This is a genomic window from Cyanobacterium aponinum PCC 10605 (assembly GCF_000317675.1).
Lineage (GTDB): Bacteria > Cyanobacteriota > Cyanobacteriia > Cyanobacteriales > Cyanobacteriaceae > PCC-10605.
On sequence record NC_019776.1, the window covers coordinates 2,945,221 to 2,963,166 of the forward strand.

Below are 17,946 nucleotides of genomic sequence, written 5' to 3' on the forward strand. Positions count from 1 at the left end.
GCTAACCTATAGAAAACGTACAAAAAAATAAGTATGTGGAAAGCACTAATTAGTTTGATTATTTTTATCACTGCTGGTTACTGGTTTGTAAATCAATATTTAAGTCAACAATCATCTGAGCCAACTCCAGAAGAAAAAGCAAAAGAAAATAAGGTTGTAGAAGAATATAAAGATAAACTTAATGAGAATCTGGAAAAAGGTAGTGAAAGATTTAAAAATTTAGATCCCCAGAATCAATAAATATGGCTCTATCACTTCTCGTCGTGTAAATTAACTTGAGTTTTGGATAAGCTGAAAGCAGACCAACTCGTAGTCAGAAAACCTTATAGCTTCTTCTTAGAAATAACGATAAAATTGCCTTAACCCAAACTGACGTTAAATATATTCAATCCCTAGCACCCCAAAACCCTAAGCCCCTACTTCCCCCTCTCACCCTCTCCCCTCATCTGGTCATCACCCTACCACCTGCAACCTCACACCTAACCTTATCCGATATTCTTAAACCAAACTAAGGTTACTTATTTTAATTCCGAACTCAGATGAAGTTGATTTAATCCTAGTACGACAGTAAAGTATAATTGGGAATTATTTTCTATCTATAACTAACTTTATTTTCCTAAAAATGGCAATCGCAATTGATTTTGGTACAAGTAACACTGTCATTACTCGCATCAACCCTGTGACAGGGGAATCAGAAATTGTTAAATTAGCCAATCTTGCTCAAAAAAATAGCAGTATTCCCCCGATAATTCCTAGTTTAGTATATATAAATAATGCTAATAATGACGATGTAATTATTGGTCAAAAAGTTAGAAATAAAGGTTTGGATAGTAAAAATAATCAGCGTTTTTTTAGTAATTTTAAAAGAGGTATAGGTACTGATATTCAGGGTTTTTTACCTATTTTAGATGATAAACAATTAGATTTTGAAAAAATTGGAGATTTATTTTTAAGTAATATTTTACAAGAATTAAACGGTGAGTTAGACTCTTTAATTATGACTGTGCCAGTAGATAGCTTTGAAAGTTATCGCTATTGGTTAACTGGGGTGTGCGAAAAGTGGAATATTGACAAAGTCAGAATTATTGATGAGCCAACGGCGGCGGCTTTAGGTTATGGTACGGAAGAAGATAATTTAATTTTAGTGGTAGATTTCGGCGGAGGTACGATCGATTTTTCTTTGGTAGAGTTAGATTTAGGAGAAAAGAAAAAACCTCAAGGATTTATATTGAAATGGGGTGAGAAGCTGTTAGGGGAAAGCTCGGCTCAAAAAACGAAGTTAGCCAAAGTGATAGCTAAGGCAGGGGCCAATTTAGGGGGTTGTGACATAGATAACTGGATTTTAGACTATTTTCATGAAAAACAAGGGGTAACAAAGTCTTCTCTAACTAGCCGTTTAGCAGAAAGAATTAAGATTCGTCTTTCTCAGACTGAGGAGGCTCAAGAAGTCTTTTTTAATGATTTAACCCTAGAAACTTACGATTTAAGCCTAAATAGAGAAACTTTTGAGGAAATACTCAACCATAATCAGTTTTTTGCTCAACTAGATACTCTGATGGAAAGAGTCTTACAACAAGCAAGAAGTAACGGTGTCAATATCAATGACGTTAATCGAGTTTTGTTGGTGGGGGGAAGTGGACAAATTCCTGCCGTTAATCAATGGTTACAGCAATACTTCCCTCTCGAAAAAATAAAATGCGATCGCCCTTTTGACGCTATTGCCATGGGTGCATTAAAATTAGAACAGAATTTACAGATCAAAGACTTTCTTTATCATAGCTACGGAATTAGATATTGGAATCGTCGGCAAAAACGTCATGATTGGCACACCATTATTCCTAGTGGGCAACCTTACCCCATGACACAACCCAGAGAGTTAATTTTGGGGGCTTCAGTGGAAAATCAACCTAGTATTGAATTGATTATTGGTGAGTTAGGGCAAGACAATACCTCTACGGAAGTTTATTTCGATGGTGAGCGTTTAGTTACTCGTAGTATAAGTCGAGGGACAGGTCAAGTACAACCGTTAAATGATACGGAAGGAGGGAAAACTATCGCCCAATTAAATCCTCTGGGCAATCCGGGGAGCGATCGCATTAAGGTATTATTTAGAGTAGATGAGGATAGATGTTTAAAAATTACTGTGGAAGACTTATTAACCGATGAGATTTTGTTAGATAATGTTATGGTAGCCGAGTTGAGTTAAAGCAAGACACTTTTTTTATAGTCAATAAAATATGGATCAAAAAATATTTTCTCCTAGTTTAAGTCAACACATCGAAGCGATTTTATATCTAAAGGCTCAACCAACTACTCTACAAGAAATTGTTACCCTAACCAATCATTCTACAGAAGAAGTGCAAGAGGCTCTCATTCAATTAATGTCTGATTATGCTTATCGTAACAGTGCTTTAGAAATTATTGAAACAGAGCAAGGTTATAGTTTACAATTACAGTCGGAATATTTATCTCTCCTTTCTAATCTTGTACCCGCAGAGTTAAATACCGCTACTCTTAAAACCTTAGCTGCGATCGCACTTCAAAGCCCTATACTTCAGAGTGATTTAATAAATCTAAGGGGAAGCACCGCTTATCAACACGTTAGCGAATTAGTGGAATCTGGCTTTATCCGTAAACGGCGACAAGAAGAGGGGCGATCGTATTGGTTAGAAGTTACTGATAAGTTTCATAAATATTTTGAATTTAATCAAGCCCAAACAGAAGAAGAATGAAAATGAAATTCAATTAAGAATTAACTACAAGCAAAACAATGAATTTAACTCCATTAATAGGCATTACAACCTCAATCTTTCTCCTTAGTCAAAACCCAACTCAAGATAAATTCAACACCCTAAAAAGGACCTTAGAAAACTATAATTTCAACGTAAAAATAGAGCCTCCTCCCCTGAGAAGCACCTATGGTTTATTGCAAGTAAAAAACCGCACTATTTGGATAAACCCCATTGTATTTGATTTACAAATTGCCCTCCCCACCTTAATTCATGAAGCAACCCACGCCGCCCAATTATGTGCAGGGAAAAACGAAATTACCGCTCTTAATCTGTCTTTATCTCCTCCCAATATTGCCCGTCCTTATTTTACTCACTACAATCATGGTTTAAGGAGACATTTAGAAGCTGAAGCCTATGCGGTACAAACTCACCCTGAAGGCTATGATTTAGTTATATCCCTATTGAATAAACATTGTGAATAAACAAAATTTTGAGTTTCTATGTAAGTTTACTATACTCAGCAAGGGAATAAAACATCTTCATGAAGCTAGGAAAAAGCGATGTAACTATAATTCAGTTAAGAACTAAGATTATGATATTCTCGAATATATTTAAATGGAAAAGGAATAACTGTACTTTGTCCTGTACGCACAAAGTCAACATCCATAGTTTTTAATAAGTCTTGAAAAACTAATTGAGAATTTTTCACCGCTACAATTTTGCGAAGATGACAGCTATCCTTAAAAGATGAGTTAATCGCCTCAACACTACAGCCGACAAAATAATGGGCTTCTGTCTCTGTTTCTCCAAAATAATTAATATTTATATTATTAAAAAAGAAAGAATATTTACTGTCATTATCTTTGGGAAAAGTGAACCTAACTTGATATTTTTCTAGTAAATAATCTCTAAATTGTGTAGCTTCTTTAGTACTAGCACTATTATTTTTTCCTCCCAAATATTGCTTAATTAAACCATATAATTCTTTTTTGGAAATATGACGGGGATAGTTATTCTTCAATTCTTGACAAAAAATATCAAATTTTTCATTGTTGTTAAACTGAGGGTAAATAGTTAGAAAGTCTTGGACAATATTTGTTATCGTAAAACCGTTACTGAGATACTCAGATAATTCTTTTTCTTGTTCTTCAAGCACGAATTTTATTTGATCTAAATTTGGTAAAGTGATTTCATCGGAGCGAAAAATTAAATTAATATCATGATTTTCTGACAAGATAAACCCTTCAAATTTAAAATAAGATTCGGCTTTCTTTTCCTGTTTAATAACTTGCTCAATATACTCTTTATACTCATCATATTTATGAGTTTGTAAAAACATATTATCATCTGATGTTAATGTGTCTAATTCAAAGCTACCATCATGATTAATCGTCATAAAAGTTAAAGATTTATTTTGATTTTTATCGTCATTATTTTCATCGTACATCGCAAATATCCATTTTTTATTAGATAATTGTGTTATTTTACTCCAATCAAAAAGACTTATTTTTTGACGAGAAATATCTTGTTTAATAATTAATTCTTTTATTATAGTTTTAATAATCGTTTTTATTTCTTTTGTTGGTATTGATTCAATGGTAAGATTTTGTCTTTGAATATTATTCTCAGAAGATAAATATTTATCCTCAATATTATTTCTTTTATAATAGTTTTTATCCCGAATAATTCTGACATTAAAAGCATCATTAATATCATGATTACTAACAGAAATTAAAGTTTCATTTTGAAAATAAGGTATCAGCTCTTTTTTTATCTTTTCAACTAAATTTTGAGATTCTTCATTATTAACTAAATCTATAATGTTAATTGACTGGTTTTCAATAATAGAATTAAGTTTTTTTGTTGCTTTGTTTTGTTGAGTAAAAATAAAATTGGTGCGATCGAACCTTAAACATTTTTTAGTTTCCAATGGAATAAACTCCACAGTTAAATATGATTTTAAATATTTTCTCATATCTAAAATTACTTGATGAAGAATACCAGCTTTACTATTTTCAAAATCTGCTAAGGAATCAAAATTTAAAAAATTTTTATGAGCTTTTTTTCCTTTTTTCCCCGCTTTAATATATGTACTATTGGGATTATTTTTATCTTCTGAACCTAACCATCTTATTAAAGTAGCCTTACCTTCATCAATTACATATCGTGGTCTTTTTAAGTACTTTAATAGTTGTTTTTTATCTTTACCTTTTGCATTTTTTAATTCAGCTCTAATATCTTTTTCTAAGCGATAATTTCCCATACTTACATTTAGTAAAAACTCATTATCAGTATTCTTAATATAATTAAGATTTACCTGTGCTACCAAAATAGATCGAGCTAATTTACCTATTTTTAAGGATGGAATTTTTAATAAAGAACCAGTTAAATTGGAAAAATGAAGATTACTAAATCTTGACCTTGAAGAGCCAAGATAATTTAATAATAAGCGACCAAGAACTTCATTATTAATAAAATTTTCTTCATCACAACTATTTATTTTTTCAATTTCAACTTCTTTTGCTATACAGTCTTGCAAACAATCATCATTATTTCTAATTCTTTTTTCCAATTCATAACCATTATTTCCCTGCTTTTTAAACATAGCATAAGCATAATTATCTTTATAGCAAACTGCCAAGGCTTTATACTCGTCTCCTATAATATAATCCAGCTGCTTTGCTCCCCACCACTTACTATTTTTCTCTCTTTGAAGGGAAAGGAAAATAAAATCTCTTTTAATATTATCTATGTGAAAAGTAAATTTTAAACGGTTAGTAATAATATTCATTTTTTTACTCTTAGGATAAATATAACTCTTGAAATAGATACTTTAACGCTTCTGGATGAATTTTATTATCTTGGCATAGAAACGGTATTCTAATAATTTTATTATTATCGGAAGGGATAGGCTCAAATTTACAATTATCTTTATCGGCTAAGATATTAATTATTAATACTTTTTCCGCATTAATATTTCTCATCTTTTGTCTAATTTTCTCTAATTCAGCTTCTTCTTCTTTATCAAAATTATTCCAAAATTTAAAATCCACATAAATACCATCTCTAGTTTTAAAGTCGAATCTCTCATATTCATTTTCTTCAAGTTCTAATAAATGAATATTAAAGGTTTTTTCTAAAATATGTTTACCGCAAACTTCTCCTAAAGCACCCTTATAAATATTATTAAAAATAGGTGGACTAATAATTAATTCTCCGGGTACAAAATTGGTAGCCCAATTATTCTTAATAAATAAATCTTTTAAGATACTGATTTTCATTAATTCTGGTAACCGACAAGCAGTTTCACTGACTTCTTGTAAACCGTTATCTTTGTCAAAGAAAATTTCTACCTCTCCATAATCATTTGTTTGGGTAAATCGATAACAATTATTCGGTGTAGGCAATTCTACATAAACTTTTAACCATCGGCTTTCGCAATCTGATTGATTAGTAATAGTTGGTTGGAATAAAACTTGTTGTCTCAAGGATTGCCATTGTTCTATACTTGATTTATTCCATGTCCTTGTCAAGCTACTTTGAATATATTGAAAGGCCCGATGACTGTTATTTTCAGCTTTAATTTTTGCCTCTTTTTCTTCTTCTGAAGGGGGAATCAATTGAGTACAATTTTTAACTAATTCTTGATATTCTCGAACAGGAATAATATCAGGGGGTAATGAGACAGAGTGAAGATATGATTTCATACTATTATCAGCTAATATATGAATAGTAGATGCTTTCATGTTAGTACGGCAAATTCTTCCTAATGCCTGAATTATTACTTTGTTTAAATACTTAGTAAATGCTGAAGTTTGGTAAAGATTATTATTATCAGTATTTATTTTTTTACTCCTGTAATTAGGGTTGAGATATTTACGGAATGCTTCATCTAATTTATGCTTAAATTGTTGACGAGACATAGCACCATTTTCAAACAAAAATTCTAATTGAAAAAGATACTTAATGAAATTTTTGTCTTTTTCTTTTTGTTCTATTTCTTCAAAGTTAAGAGGAGTCAGTAAATTAGTAGGCTTTTCTAAATACACCCCATTAATATCCATTTTTTTTCTACTTTTAAAATCATTAATTTTGATAGGGGTAAAATTCTGAGGAATAGGATATTGCAAATTAACCCCAGCTCCTAAAGTTTGGTAAGTTGAAATAATAAAAATTCGTTCTCCTTTACTGAGTTTTTTTTCTAATTTTGTTTGTTCTTCCTCAAAGTTTTCGCTATTTAAAATAAAGTACTCCCCTTCGATTGATTTTTGATTTTCTTTCGTGGCTGGAAGATTTTTTATATAACAAAAATACTCTTTAATAATATCCAAGTCTAACTTATCATCCCCTGATTTAGGTAACTTATTGAGAAAACAAATAAAACACTGACAATCTTCATTTTTATTGAAATATTCCCAGACTTCTAATAATCTTACATAACGACAAAAAATATAATTATCATCGTTGTATTTATTACATAATTTGTTGGCACTTTCTTCATCATTAAGCATTTGCTTTAGGGTTTCTAGCGCTTCATGTTTATCTTTTTTATCTTTTGTACCAATAAATTTAGATTTAATCTGAATTTTCTCGTATCCTTTAATTATTTCTTGATATTCAGTTTTTAACTGATTAATTTCATCTTGAGAAAGAGAATAAAAAGAATCTTTAAGATATTGTTTTAAATATTTAATGTCATAGTTACCAATATTTGTGTCTATATGAGCAGTGGCAGAAATTCCTATGACCATTCCCCGTTGACAAATTTGTGTTAGGATACTCTCAGGAGTGCGATCGAAGCTATACAAATAAATTTTTGAGGTCAAATCGTGATTATCATTATCTACGATGTCATGATATTTAAAACCCACTTCGTAAAAACTTTGTAACTGATTATTAATTTTTGAGGCTTTTTCTTTAGTAAAAGAATAACGATTTTCTAGTATTTTATTAGTTAGTAATTCAATAGTTTTTTCATCTGTTAATTGGAACCCAAGAACCAGAATTGAGTCAATGGCAGATTTGAGAGAAAAAACTTCATCTCCATTTTCTTTTCTCAACTCTTTATAATTCGTACCAAACAAATAAATAACCTTTTGGAAGTAACTAAAAAATCCACCAATTCTTCCTAGTAAAGATGATATTGTTTTATAGTTTTTATAACTTTTGTCCTCACGCAAAACTACTTTTAACCAATTAACATTATCTTCCTGTATCGTTTCAATCATGAGATTAGATTTACGATCTAAAACGTGATGAGATTCATAGTCATAGAATAAAAAATTTCTGGATTTTTTAAAATCGGATGGAAAAGTTTTATGGGTATATACCAAAGAAAAGTCTTTAAATATTTCTCTCGCATCTTTCTTTAGGTTGGCTAAAATTTTTGATAGTGATTGCCGTTTTTTCTTAGAAATTTCTTTTTTTCTCACTAAGGAATCTTTAAGTATAAAAGAGGGAAATTTCCTACCATTAAGATTATTATGGATATTAGAAAATAAAGTAATTAAATCAATAGGATTTTCTGTTCCCTTTTCTATAATTTGATTTAAGATAGTATCTTTAGTGGCGTCAAATTCATCGATAAAGATTAAGGAATTTTCAGTTAATTCTTGATAACAGTAATAGGCTGGTTCAATCAAAGTAGAATTTTTTACAAGAAATTTATCCATACTCATAAATAATATTGTCTTTTCATCTGTAAAAACTGTGGGGTATAGCTTCCCTATCCATTGATAATCAGAATTATTTTTTATTAACTGTAAACGATTATTTTTATTCTTATGTCGCTTGTCTAATTCTTGTACAATTTCTGCTCGAAAAGCAGGTTCATATTTCTCTCTAATTTCTTTTTTTATTAGTTTTTTATATGTTTTTAAATAATTATTATCCCAACAATTATTGTATGCTTTTATTTCTTCAATTAATGTATCATAATTTTTACTTTTAGAAAATTTTTCAGGAATTTCTAAATCAGGTAAATTTTCCAAGACAAAATCTAAATTAGATTTGATAAATAATACGTTATCCTCATATTCACTTTGTTTATTATCTTTATCAAACCGCTTTTTCAAATCTTCATGGGGTAAATTCTTTTTTAAATTAGTAATAAAGATGATTTTTCTCTTTTCTGTTTTAAATTTATGATAGTTTTGATATATAAAATCTAAAACATTATGGGTTTTACCAAAACCAGTAGGCATACTCAGGAGTAATAAACCTTTTTTTTGATCGAGGGCGTATTCTCTTAATATATTTTGTAGAGTACTCATTTTCTTACCAAAGTTAACAAATTATAGAAAAACCCTAAGAGTAAATATCATGGTCAAAACATACTCAATGTCTTACAATTAATATATACATTAATCACCATGAGTAGCATTCAGCTACTAAAATATTTACCCTTTTGGGAACGAGAAAAATGTCATATATTCATATATCAGTGGCAAAATTGAATTTTATGCAGTATTTCACGAGAAATTTATGTGCTTTACTCCTTTTTTTCCGAAAATCTATTGGCTAATCTCAAAATTTGTCCTGCTAACATGGCCGCTCCAAAACCATTATCGATGTTAACCACACCTATACCAGTGGCACAAGAATTAAGCATAGTTAACAATGCTGATAAACCTCCAAAACTTGTACCATAACCGATACTTGTTGGCACAGCAATGACTGGGCAATTAGCCAAACCTGCCACAACACTGGGTAAAGCCCCTTCCATTCCCGCCACCACTATTAAAATATCTGCTTGGGTGATGAGATGACGATGATTTAATAAACGATGTATTCCTGCCACTCCCACATCCCATAAACGCTCAACGGTAAATCCACATAATTCCCCTGTTATAGCGGCTTCTTCGGCTACTGGCAAGTCGGCTGTACCCGCAGTCACGATCGAAATTTTACCCTTGTATTTATTGCTATTTTGCCCGATCGCAGCTATTTTTGCCAGAGGGTAGTAACGCAAATCTTGTATCTGTTCTTGTAAAGTTTCAGCTACATCAGCTTCTAAACGGGTGGCCATCACAAGGGGAGAATTTTGTCTCATGACATGGATAATTTGTCTAATTTGTTCTGGAGTTTTGCCCTGACTCCAAATCACTTCTGGAAAGCCCGTGCGTAGCTGACGATGATGATCAATTTTTGCAAAGTTGTCTATGGCTTCAAAATTCAAATATTTCAGTTTTTCCACCCCTTCACTGGGTGTAATTTTTCCTTCTGCTATCTGTTTTAATAGTATCTCTAATGAGGTGCGATCGACCATTATTAATGATTAAGTAATGAGTAATAAGTAAGGAGATTCGGGGTTCAGAGTTATTAATTGTTAATTGCTAATTGCTAATTACTAATTCTTTATTATTGTTTCCAGATTTGTTCTAGGATTTTATCAGTAGGAATATCGGCAATTTGGGAACTTAAAGACTGAATACCAAAAACTCGATCGCATTTTGGTGGTAATAATTTAGTTGTCTTAGTCGGTCCAAATAAAGCAATAGTATAGACTCCTACTGCGATGGCCAATTGCATGGGTGCGCTATCAGTACAAAGCATTAAATTTGCTCCAGCAATTATTGCCGCTAATTTACCAATATCAGGAGGACTAACCACTTTCACATAAGGACATAAAGAAACTATTTCCGTTGTCCATTCTAAATCATCAGGTCCACACAATAAGACAATAGGAATATCAGGTTGCTTCATTCGTATGTCCTCAATCACCCTTTGCCATTTTGGAACAGGATAAATTTTATTAATACCCTGATAAGCAGTTAAAATACTAGCACCACCATGAATGATAATATACCCAGTATCTTTAATTTTCAATCTTTTTTGTTCTGACTCAGCCCATTCAATATCCTCCCTCGGTACATTAACACTTAAATCAGGACAAGGATCGTCTATTTTCAAGGCTTTGAGTAAATCATGATACATAAAAGGGATATATTGATCGGTATTTTTGGGAATAGTACAATTGAGAAACCAAGAATTAGAGCTTTGATAACCCACCCGAGTAGGAATACCATCTAGCCAAAGTAAGAAATTAACAATCCAATTCTGTTCAAGAGTAATCACTAACTCATACTCTCTATCTCTAATCATACCCAAGAGATTAAGGTAATCAGCTAATCCATTACGATCTTGAAAATCAAATACTAACACTTCTTGCACGTGCTTACAAATGCGATAGCTATTCTTACTTCTTGGCTCAACAATTACATCAATAGTTGCTTGAGGATATTTATTTTTTAAGGTTTGTAGAGTTGGGAAAAAGAGAATTTGATCGCTAATGCCACCCGGAATCAAAACTAAAACACGCATAATAAAAATATTTTATAAATAATTTCTGAGGATAATTTTAACCTTTAAATAGCACCTAAAACCCAACATCAACAATTATGAATTATGAATTACAAATCATAAATTAAGGGCAAAGGGCAGAAAAAATTATTCCTTTATTCCTTAGCTTATACTAATCCTTTACCCCTATTAGTAAGTTAGTCGATAACTGCATTGAGTAAAACATCAGTCAAACTCATATTGTCCAAATCATCCATTGTGATGGTATCAACAATATCAAATTTCGCCCCCGCTTCTTGCAATAAATCGTCAAGGGCTTTGAAATACTCTTTAGCTTTGACATCTTGCCCAATTTGGATAAAAGAAATTCCTAATTCTTCATCTCGATCGATTTTTTGACTAGCATTAATAATTAAACGAATTATCTCTTTTGGTTCATCGGGAATGCCGTCAGTGATAACTAAAATAGTTTCGCCATTTTCCTTTGCTTTGCCTTCTGCCTTACGTTGGAAATAATTATCCAAAGCATCTTGTAAAACACTCTTTAAATCTGAACTGCCCATAGGCTCGTTTTGAGCGTAGATTTCCCTAATCTTGTCAGAATTAACATTATCATAACGTCTAAAACGCCCTGAAAATAAATAAACAGTAATACCATCACTATCTAATTCATCGCATTTTTTGGCTAACGCAATGGTGGACTCTTGGGCAATTTCCCATCTAGTTTTTCCTTTGCCATCATCACTGTTTAAACTACCACTTTTATCAATAATTAAAGTATAGTCTCGATTAGTAACAATTGATTCAATATTCATAAAATATTATTCCTTGTATTGCCTTCTAATCAAAATCATAGCTAAAAAAATTGTTTTGGAATTGTAAATTATTCTTGCGATTTTTTTCAGAAATTTTAGATCTAAGTTACAACGGATTTATGAGTAAAATTTACAGTTTGTAAAATTATTATTTTCACTATGGAAAATCAGCAAAAATATCGTATGATTTGTACCCTAACTTTTGGGGATATTTATGGTCAAATAATTGTATGGTTAGGGGTCATTTTTATCAGTTTGGCTAGCACACTAGCTTTATGGAGTAGCACCCGTCAAATTTATGCTTTTGCCACCGTTGCCATTGTTTTAGTTTTATCTCTGCCTTTTCTGTTATTTGCATTTGTAACCACTTTATTTAATCATATTGAGTTTGTGCCTATGGAACAAACCGAGAGCAGTAAATCCTCCAATCGTGCTAAATTCAGTGGCAAAACTGCTCAAGTACCTAGTTAATTTTAATTCTTCAATAATAATATTGGGTTTAGGCAGGTTTCAGGTTGCAGGTTGCAGGTTTTAGGTAAATATTTTATTTAATGATGTGAGATTAACCAATGTTTTCTTTTTCCATCTCAACTTCAGGATTTTGTTCAATGGCAGGATAAGTGCTGAGTTTGGGTTGTAAGCCCAGAACTGATTTTAATTTAATCCATGCCCAATTATTCCACCACCCGACAATACCATCAGGTAATACCGTTACTACCATCAGGAATAATGCCCCCTGAAAGAAAAGCCAAATTTCTGGAAATTCTTCACTCAGGAATGTTTGTCCGAATCTTACTAATAAAGTACCAATTATCGCCCCTAATAATGTTCCCCTACCGCCAACGGCAACCCAAATAACCATTTCAATGGAGAAAGCAACTTCCATAATACTAGGAGTTATAATCCCTGTTTGTAGAGTATATAAAGCTCCTGAAATTCCTGCGATCGCACCTGAAACCGCAAATACTAAAACCTTAAATCCTGTAGGATTATAGCCAGAAAACCTAACTCTATTTTCATCATCTCGAATAGCTATCAATAAACGTCCGAATCTGCCACTGGTTAACCAACGACAAAGAAGATAAGCCAAAAGTAAAAAAAGAATTGTAAATTGATAAAAGGCAAATTGAGCAGTTTGAGAACTAGCAACCACACCAAAAATAGTTTCAGTATCTGTTTTTAAACCATTAGTACCATTAATTAATTTCTGTTGCCCGTTAAAAAAATTAAAAAAGACAATGAGTGCCGCTTGAGTAATAATCGAAAAATAAACCCCTTTGATGCGATTACGAAAAACTAAATATCCCAATATACCAGCAACAATGGCGGGAATCACAAAAATGGCAACAACGGTAAAAGGGAAAGAGTAAAAAGGCTTCCAAAACCAAGGTAAATCACTCACACCATAAAGAGTAAAAAATTCTGGTAACTGCCCATCGGGTAATTGTAATTTAAGGTGCATGGCAATACCATAACCACCTAAAGCAAAGAAAATTCCATGACCTAAGCTGAGTAAACCCGTGTATCCCCAAATTAAATCAATCCCTAAAGCAACAATAGTCAAAGCTAAAAACCTACCCAACAACTGCAATCGAAAAGGACTGAGTATAAGAGGCAAAATCAACGACAGAATAATTATTGCCCCAACGGCTATAGCTATTTCTATTAGAATTTTACGCTTTTGTTCTTGTCTAACTTGAGAAAACGTAATATTAGTCACAGTTTTTAATTCGTCATGAAGTTTACTTTTAGATCATCTCATTATCAATAAAAGTGTATGTATATTTAGTTAAATTGAATACATTTTTGGCTTTACCAAATTTTTGAAGAAATAAAACTATCGTGGAGCGAATGAAACGGGGTTCGGTTCATAGGGCGGTAAATAAACGATGCCCTCAAGTAAATGCTTGTGCTTGGGAGAGAAATACCTCTACATTGAAAAACCCAAAGAATTCAATGTAAGTGAACTCGGTGGGTGAACGATAAATCAACTCACTTTTAAGTAGTGAAGGTCAACAATTCACAGATGCTTAATTCTTATATCACCCCATTTTTCGTTAAGATACTCTGCTAATACCCTTCTATGACAATGATGAGGTTTTTTCTCACTACATAACAAACATCCATTTTCAAATAATTCTGGGGATAATTTTTTCTCAATTTTTCGGTTATCGATTAAGTTTAAATAAGATTGCTCATATTCTATCCACGACATATTTTTCTGCTTCTTAAATTGGTCTAACATTTCTTTCGTTGGTGCTAAATCTAAAATATGTACATAATGAATATCACATAATGCTTTTAAAAAATATTTTAGATCGTTTTTTTTTGCATAACCTGCAAGTTGAGAAGAATTATTTAATCTCACATCTATTAGTGTTTTAATGTGATTTTTTTTTAATGATTCAAAAAATTCCTCTGCTGATGTTTGCGTGAAACCAATAGTAAATAAATCCATTTTTATTCCTGTAAATAAGCTATTTTTTCCCCTTGAAGAGTATATGCTTCTTCTATTAACTCTTCTTCCGATTTTGTAAAATTTATATTTTGTTCAAATAAGTTTAATTGTTGTGATAAGTTCAATTCAAAAAAGGCAATTAATCTTTGTTCTAGTTCTGTTTGAGATTCTAGTTGACCATTGGGTAAAATATGCCATATATCTATTTTATTTTTTTTTAAATACCGAGAAATTAATATGGCTCGATGACAATTAATAGGATCTTTTTCTGCACACATTAAGGCAATTTTATATTGTTTTAAGCCTTTTTTTAATCTTTTTAAACCTTTTAAAAATTCTTCTGTTTGGGCTATTTTGTCATATACTACTTTATTTTCTTCATAACAATTTGGGTTATCACTTCTTGCACCTAATTCTTTTCCAAGAAAGCTATAGCTAATATTATTTCTTCTGAGTTCATGTTTTAATTTTTCTTGATTATACTGTTGATTATATCGAGAATAAGGTGTAGAACGAACATCTGCGATCGCACTTATTTGATGTTGTTTTAACAGGTCAATAAATTTTTCTATACTATGATTGCTATGTCCAATAGTAAATATTTTCATTCATCAAAAAGTAGGTTTGTTATTGAGGAAAATAAGGTATAACTGCCGCTACAAGTTTATAACAGTCACCGTTATAAGGGACTCCTAAACTTATTGTAAATAAAAATTTGACTTGTTGAGGTAATCCAATATCTTCGGAAGTATAGTAACCTAAATCGAATTGTGCTAATTTTTTGAGCCAATCGAGGTCTGTTACCACTAAATCATATTCAACATTATGTAAATAAAATATAGCTCTGATTTGCCGATTACCAGAATAGTTATTTTTTATCACCCATTTAACTCCCACTGGTTGAATAATTTCCAAAGAACTTTTAGCTGGATATTGTTCTAATTGGATATAGGGGATACGATCTGATGTTGTACCAAATAAATTATCACCTTGAAAAAAAGCATTTTTGATTAATCGCAGATGAGACTGATTGAGAGAATTAGAGACTAATCGCCATGGGATTGTTTCAATTAGCCAGTTTTCAGGCTGATATGGTTTTGGTTTTGGGGTTGAAATACCGATTTCTATAACAGATAATTTTCTGGGTTCACTACCATCAATCAGAATATAATCTTCGGGGAAAAGTGCACCGTGATCATCATTTCTGCCAATGGGGCGAATCCATCCTTTTTCATCGGTGCGAATACCCGCAATACAACGCCCACCATGTTTTTTAGAATTAGCCAAACAAATAATTTCCACTTTTGTCATTAATCCTTTCGGAAAAAATAGTCTTAAATATCTTCTATTTATAATTTACGAGCTATTTTTATTTATGTCTTTTGTTTTATGCGAATGACGATTATTTTGAACCACAAAAACAACAAATAAAACCGATATTATGATCATCTTTTCTTGTGGGAATGGCTAAAATATCTCTACCAAAAACTCGATCGAGATTAAGAGGATTATAATTTAGTTCTTTATTTTCTATTCCTTGAACGGCGATAAAGGGATAATTTTTATCACAATTACCGCAATGTTTTGTTCCCCAGCTACTTCCACATTGACTACAATGGCATTGAAAACTATGATTATTGAGTTTTTCTATATTTTTTAAATCTTCTTGATGATTACAAACAGGACAAATTGTAAAAGGTTGAATTAGTTGATTTATTTGATTAGGTAAATCATGATTTTGAATATTTCTTAATTCTGCTAACTGCGATCGCCCTTGTCTTCCCATACTTTCAACCCTCTTTATTTCTTTAGTTAATTCTCTATTAAAATCATTAATATTTTCATTAGAAATAAAAGCAGTAATGTTCAATTCTCGATTATTTTTTATTGTTAAATAGCCATGAAAATAAGTCAGTAAATTGTCAGGAATTTGCAAAGGAAGATTCAAAATAGGAGGATAAGATAAGTATAAGTTGCCATATAACCACCATTTAATTGTATAAGCAACCCTTTCTAAGCTAAGAATTTCAAAGGGATTAACGGGAAATATCCCAGTTAAATTATTATTTTGAATAAGAATATTGTTTAGTCTATTTTGTAAATTTTTAGATAATAAATTTTGTTCTTCTTTTGTGCCTAAATAGAGAATAATATTATGACAAGAGTTATCAACTTGAGCGAATAACTTATCTAAGATATTATTAATTTCTTTTTCATCGTTTATTCCTGTTAAATTAATCCCTAGAGGAATTAAACATAAATCTTGATTAATTAAATCAGAACTTAAATAGAAAGTGCGATTTTTTGATAAATATAAGTCAATTTTTCCTAATAATCCTTGAAAAGAAAGAAGTAGATTATTTTGATTATTGGTATCTTGTTGATTATGCTTTAAATCTTGATTAAAAATAGGCTCAAAATTTAAGCCTTGATCGTTATTATCGTTATTTCCACAGAAGGTTTTACAAATGAGTAATAAACAGAAAGCCTCAAAACCTTGAAAAAATTGTTGATACTCTTCAAAGAATTGTTGAGGATTTTTTATTTGTCTTGTTTTCCATTTACTCCAATTTCTCCAGAGCAAATCTATGTATTTATAATGTTGATCATTAACAAAAATATTTGTCCTTTTTAAAGTCATTGGTACATAAGTTTGTTTAGGAATTGCTTTATATAAATCAGTGGTAATTAAGCCTAATAATTTACGCTTTTTATCATTTAATTCTTTTAAAGTTTCTTCAAGTTCTAAAATTCTTTCTTTTGCATTAAATTGTTCTCCCCACAAGGATGATATACGCTTTCTATTTTTCCAATGTACTTTATACATTTCATCAGAAAAATTCATCGCTTCTTTTAATTCATTTTCAATTAATTTTAATTCTGCTATACGGCGAGAAATATATTCTAATAAGTTGTCTATTAATTTTGCTGTAACTTGATTTTCATAGATGTTTAATAAGTCTTCCCTCACTAAACAAAGTAATTTATTCGGTTTGACAGAATTAAAGTTACGGCGATACCAGTCTTCGGAATGGGATGCTAAATGTTTGATCGCACCGTTGGCTATTTTTTTAGTACGAGAAATGGCTAATTTTTCTGTTTCCATTTTCAAATAAGTGCGGGGACGACGGCAAACATTTTCTAAATGCCCCCATTGTTTTTGTAGGTCAATTTCTAAGGTTTGTAAGTGAATTTTTGCGTTAATTTCTGGTACTAAAGGAGATAAATTAAGCCAATTTTTCCAGTTATCTTGATTAATATTTAAGTTATGAGATTGATAATAAAAATAAGCAATGCTTTCTCTTAAAATATCGCTAGCGATTTGCCATTTAGGAATTTTTATATTGCCTAAATTCTGAGTTTGAGAATCACTGAATAAATGAATATTATTACTATTATTCACCCATAAATAAAATCTTAAATTTGAGGGTATTAAAACATCATTAACCTTGAGATTATCTGATTCATTTATTATTAACCATTCACCTAAAAGGGCATTTTCTGGTAATTGATTAAAGATTTGTCCAGTTATACGATTAACAAATTTCATAGTTTTTTTTGGATTATTATAAATAAGTTTGTAGTAATGGCTAAACATTAAAAACCTGTTTCCCTCACCCCCAACCCCTCTCCCAGAGGA

Annotated in this window: 15 protein-coding genes; 5 read left to right on the plus strand and 10 right to left on the minus strand. The window is 31.1% G+C overall.

The annotated features are described in order from the left end of the window. The first annotated feature begins 33 nt into the window (after positions 1-33). From CYAN10605_RS12345 to CYAN10605_RS12360, 4 genes are all read left to right on the plus strand, one after another. The gene (locus CYAN10605_RS12345) at positions 34-240 is read left to right on the plus strand and encodes a hypothetical protein (RefSeq protein WP_015220284.1); all 207 of its coding nucleotides are present in this window, start codon (positions 34-36) and stop codon (positions 238-240) included. A gap of 382 nt (positions 241-622) precedes the next feature. Next, positions 623-2,206, plus strand: a complete 1,584-nt coding sequence (locus CYAN10605_RS12350) for an Hsp70 family protein (protein ID WP_015220285.1) — start codon at positions 623-625, stop codon at positions 2,204-2,206. Between the two features lie 31 nt (positions 2,207-2,237). Continuing rightward, positions 2,238-2,732, plus strand: a complete 495-nt coding sequence (gene scpB, locus CYAN10605_RS12355; RefSeq protein ID WP_015220286.1) for an SMC-Scp complex subunit ScpB — start codon at positions 2,238-2,240, stop codon at positions 2,730-2,732. A 38-nt stretch (positions 2,733-2,770) separates the two neighbouring features. Next, positions 2,771-3,214: a hypothetical protein gene (locus tag CYAN10605_RS12360; RefSeq protein WP_015220287.1), complete on the plus strand. Its 444-nt coding sequence runs from the start codon at positions 2,771-2,773 to the stop codon at positions 3,212-3,214. Positions 3,215-3,309: 95 nt separating this feature from the next. Here the strand turns inward: CYAN10605_RS12360 and CYAN10605_RS12365 are convergent, their stop codons facing one another. The 5 genes from CYAN10605_RS12365 to CYAN10605_RS12385 all read right to left on the minus strand — a co-directional run bounded on the left by CYAN10605_RS12365 (position 3,310) and on the right by CYAN10605_RS12385 (position 11,848). Further along, positions 3,310-5,523 carry a hypothetical protein gene (locus CYAN10605_RS12365; protein WP_015220288.1) on the minus strand — a complete coding sequence of 738 codons (2,214 nt, stop codon included), beginning with the start codon at positions 5,521-5,523 and terminating at the stop codon, positions 3,310-3,312. A 10-nt stretch (positions 5,524-5,533) separates the two neighbouring features. Beyond that, positions 5,534-9,004, minus strand: a complete 3,471-nt coding sequence (locus tag CYAN10605_RS12370) for a hypothetical protein (protein WP_015220289.1) — start codon at positions 9,002-9,004, stop codon at positions 5,534-5,536. Positions 9,005-9,222: 218 nt separating this feature from the next. Further along, on the minus strand, positions 9,223-9,999 hold the full coding sequence (gene larB, locus CYAN10605_RS12375; RefSeq protein ID WP_015220290.1) for a nickel pincer cofactor biosynthesis protein LarB: 777 nt from the start codon (positions 9,997-9,999) through the stop codon (positions 9,223-9,225). Positions 10,000-10,091: 92 nt separating this feature from the next. After that, a complete protein-coding gene (locus tag CYAN10605_RS12380; protein ID WP_015220291.1) occupies positions 10,092-11,054 on the minus strand; it encodes a glycosyltransferase family 9 protein in 963 nt (320 codons plus the stop codon). Positions 11,055-11,230: 176 nt separating this feature from the next. After that, positions 11,231-11,848 carry a VWA domain-containing protein gene (locus CYAN10605_RS12385; protein ID WP_015220292.1) on the minus strand — a complete coding sequence of 206 codons (618 nt, stop codon included), beginning with the start codon at positions 11,846-11,848 and terminating at the stop codon, positions 11,231-11,233. Between the two features lie 159 nt (positions 11,849-12,007). Between CYAN10605_RS12385 and CYAN10605_RS12390 the strand changes: the two genes are divergently transcribed. Then, the gene (locus CYAN10605_RS12390) at positions 12,008-12,319 is read left to right on the plus strand and encodes a hypothetical protein (protein WP_015220293.1); all 312 of its coding nucleotides are present in this window, start codon (positions 12,008-12,010) and stop codon (positions 12,317-12,319) included. A gap of 91 nt (positions 12,320-12,410) precedes the next feature. Here CYAN10605_RS12390 and urtC read toward each other — a convergent pair whose 3' ends face one another. From urtC to CYAN10605_RS12415, 5 genes are all read right to left on the minus strand, one after another. After that, positions 12,411-13,568 (minus strand): urea ABC transporter permease subunit UrtC, encoded by a 1,158-nt coding sequence (gene urtC, locus CYAN10605_RS12395; protein ID WP_015220294.1) that lies wholly within the window; start codon positions 13,566-13,568, stop codon positions 12,411-12,413. Between the two features lie 300 nt (positions 13,569-13,868). Then, positions 13,869-14,306 (minus strand): DUF488 domain-containing protein, encoded by a 438-nt coding sequence (locus tag CYAN10605_RS12400; RefSeq protein WP_015220295.1) that lies wholly within the window; start codon positions 14,304-14,306, stop codon positions 13,869-13,871. 2 nt (positions 14,307-14,308) lie between these two features. After that, on the minus strand, positions 14,309-14,914 hold the full coding sequence (locus tag CYAN10605_RS12405; protein WP_015220296.1) for a DUF488 domain-containing protein: 606 nt from the start codon (positions 14,912-14,914) through the stop codon (positions 14,309-14,311). A gap of 19 nt (positions 14,915-14,933) precedes the next feature. Next, positions 14,934-15,617 carry a dual OB domain-containing protein gene (locus tag CYAN10605_RS12410; RefSeq protein ID WP_015220297.1) on the minus strand — a complete coding sequence of 228 codons (684 nt, stop codon included), beginning with the start codon at positions 15,615-15,617 and terminating at the stop codon, positions 14,934-14,936. A gap of 91 nt (positions 15,618-15,708) precedes the next feature. Beyond that, positions 15,709-17,856, minus strand: coding sequence for a hypothetical protein (locus CYAN10605_RS12415; RefSeq protein ID WP_015220298.1), 2,148 nt, complete (start codon positions 17,854-17,856; stop codon positions 15,709-15,711). Positions 17,857-17,946 lie beyond the last annotated feature (90 nt).

Bases quoted from the DNA above. Each gene is read 5' to 3' on its own strand.
- CYAN10605_RS12345 (WP_015220284.1), top strand. From the start codon at position 34: ATGTGGAAAGCACTAATTAGTTTGATTATTTTTATCACTGCTGGTTAC.
- CYAN10605_RS12350 (WP_015220285.1), top strand. From the start codon at position 623: ATGGCAATCGCAATTGATTTTGGTACAAGTAACACTGTCATTACTCGC.
- scpB (WP_015220286.1), top strand. From the start codon at position 2,238: ATGGATCAAAAAATATTTTCTCCTAGTTTAAGTCAACACATCGAAGCG.
- CYAN10605_RS12360 (WP_015220287.1), top strand. From the start codon at position 2,771: ATGAATTTAACTCCATTAATAGGCATTACAACCTCAATCTTTCTCCTT.
- CYAN10605_RS12365 (WP_015220288.1), bottom strand. From the start codon at position 5,523: ATGAATATTATTACTAACCGTTTAAAATTTACTTTTCACATAGATAAT.
- CYAN10605_RS12370 (WP_015220289.1), bottom strand. From the start codon at position 9,004: ATGAGTACTCTACAAAATATATTAAGAGAATACGCCCTCGATCAAAAA.
- larB (WP_015220290.1), bottom strand. From the start codon at position 9,999: ATGGTCGATCGCACCTCATTAGAGATACTATTAAAACAGATAGCAGAA.
- CYAN10605_RS12380 (WP_015220291.1), bottom strand. From the start codon at position 11,054: ATGCGTGTTTTAGTTTTGATTCCGGGTGGCATTAGCGATCAAATTCTC.
- CYAN10605_RS12385 (WP_015220292.1), bottom strand. From the start codon at position 11,848: ATGAATATTGAATCAATTGTTACTAATCGAGACTATACTTTAATTATT.
- CYAN10605_RS12390 (WP_015220293.1), top strand. From the start codon at position 12,008: ATGGAAAATCAGCAAAAATATCGTATGATTTGTACCCTAACTTTTGGG.
- CYAN10605_RS12400 (WP_015220295.1), bottom strand. From the start codon at position 14,306: ATGGATTTATTTACTATTGGTTTCACGCAAACATCAGCAGAGGAATTT.
- CYAN10605_RS12405 (WP_015220296.1), bottom strand. From the start codon at position 14,914: ATGAAAATATTTACTATTGGACATAGCAATCATAGTATAGAAAAATTT.
- CYAN10605_RS12410 (WP_015220297.1), bottom strand. From the start codon at position 15,617: ATGACAAAAGTGGAAATTATTTGTTTGGCTAATTCTAAAAAACATGGT.
- CYAN10605_RS12415 (WP_015220298.1), bottom strand. From the start codon at position 17,856: ATGAAATTTGTTAATCGTATAACTGGACAAATCTTTAATCAATTACCA.